The organism is Jeotgalibacillus marinus (assembly GCF_040801915.1).
Classification (GTDB): domain Bacteria; phylum Bacillota; class Bacilli; order Bacillales; family Jeotgalibacillaceae; genus Jeotgalibacillus; species Jeotgalibacillus marinus.
This window is the reverse complement of record NZ_JBFMIA010000058.1, coordinates 1-1,563: the sequence shown is the minus strand read 5'-3', so window position 1 is coordinate 1,563 and position 1,563 is coordinate 1. Positions and strand designations below refer to the sequence as shown.

Genomic DNA, 1,563 nt, shown 5'->3' with positions numbered 1-1,563 from the left:
TCGTTGTCGAAGCAGATATTCCACTTGATCCACCCGCATTCGAAATTAAGCGAGTAGGAAAAGATGTATTTTTAACGCAATGTAAACTTGTACCTGTAGAGTTTGCAGTAGGTTGCGGTGGAGGTGAAGACCGTCATGTAACAAAAGCTAAATTATTTGTAGGAGGATTTATTCGGAAAAACATTGAATATGCTGCAAAGGACTGTAATGGCGTCATTCAAGATCGAATTGCCGATGTTCCATTTTCTGGTTTCACAGAGATTTCTAGTACCACAGAAATTGGTGGGGCTACTTCATTTTTAAATTTACCGATTTTAAATGAGTCTTCAGCAAGTAGTTCTCGATTTATTAATCCAAAAGACGGGATTACGCCACGTCAAGATAAATACTTCTTTGAAAACAGTGTGTTTTATAATGAGCAACCGTATTGCGAGTTAGTCAGTGCCGATTTTTTTGAAATTGATTTTTCTCCATGCCCTACAGATGCACATGAAACGTTTGATACACTACGAGAAAAAATTGTACTTGACCTTACTGTAAAAGTATTACAACTACAACAAGTTAATCTGAGGCAAGATAAGGATAGAGGTTAATCTTCCGGGGCGATTTTAGACATGTTTAGTCCACTTCATCATGCCTTGAAGGAAAAAAGAGACGCCTTTAAGGCGTTTTTTATCGTTAGTTACCTTATCTGGTAACTATTTTTTGGGTTGTGAAGGTACGGTAGCGCTGGTGCTATGACAGATAGTGACAGATAGTGTGCTTATAGAAAAAAACTATTAGTTTTTTACCAACAGCTTAAGAAAAGTAGGCATATAGATTACTTCAGAGAATCCCACAGAATGGAACCATCAACCCCTGCTATTCAATTCATCGTACAAAGCACAGTCACTAATCACATTGTAAGAATAAAATAATGACAAAGGTTAAAGGAGGTGAAATGATTTCAGAGAGGGGAATGTTGTAAGGCACATGGGTTGCGAAAGATTTTATCGACTTTATTTTTGCCCTCATTATAGGGGCAGTGGCATTAGCTGTGTTTGTACCTGCTAACACAGTTTTAGGGATTATCCTTGCCCTCGTCGCAACAATCTTCTTTGCGATATTCATTACTTCAAGTATTGTCGTTTTAAAATGTCTTTTTAACAAAGACGAGAAATGTTGTTAGAGATCACATGTAGAATTAAAAATTAAAAGAAAGGAGCGTATGTAATGAGTCAAAACCATAATAAAATTGATCCTGTTTGTCCAGTAGATTCAATGACACAACCCCCTTTATCGAGTGAATCAATCACACCTTCTCCTGTTGAGATATTCTTCATTAAAGTTCCAGTTGTATTAGTAGAGCCCAAAATTCAAATCGTTGTCGAAGCAGATATTCCACTTGATCCACCCGCATTCGAAATTAAGCGAGTGGGAAAAGATGTATTTTTAACGCAATGTAAACTTGTACCTGTAGACTTTGCATTTATACGTAAGCCAGATGGATCCATAGAACGTGTGGTAATAAAAGCTAAATTATTTGTAGGAGGATTTATTCGCAAAAACATTGAATATGCGACA

At 36.8% G+C, this 1,563-nt stretch carries 2 protein-coding genes; both read left to right on the top strand.

Features of this window, described 5'->3' with window-relative positions; genetic code table 11:
• Positions 1-593: CsxC family protein (locus tag AB1471_RS16850; protein ID WP_367780917.1), on the top strand; the 593-nt coding region annotated here is incomplete at its 5' end.
• Between the two features lie 619 nt (positions 594-1,212).
• Positions 1,213-1,563, top strand: a 351-nt coding sequence (locus tag AB1471_RS16845; protein WP_437342380.1) for a DUF7852 domain-containing protein, incomplete at its 3' end; no start/stop codon positions are given.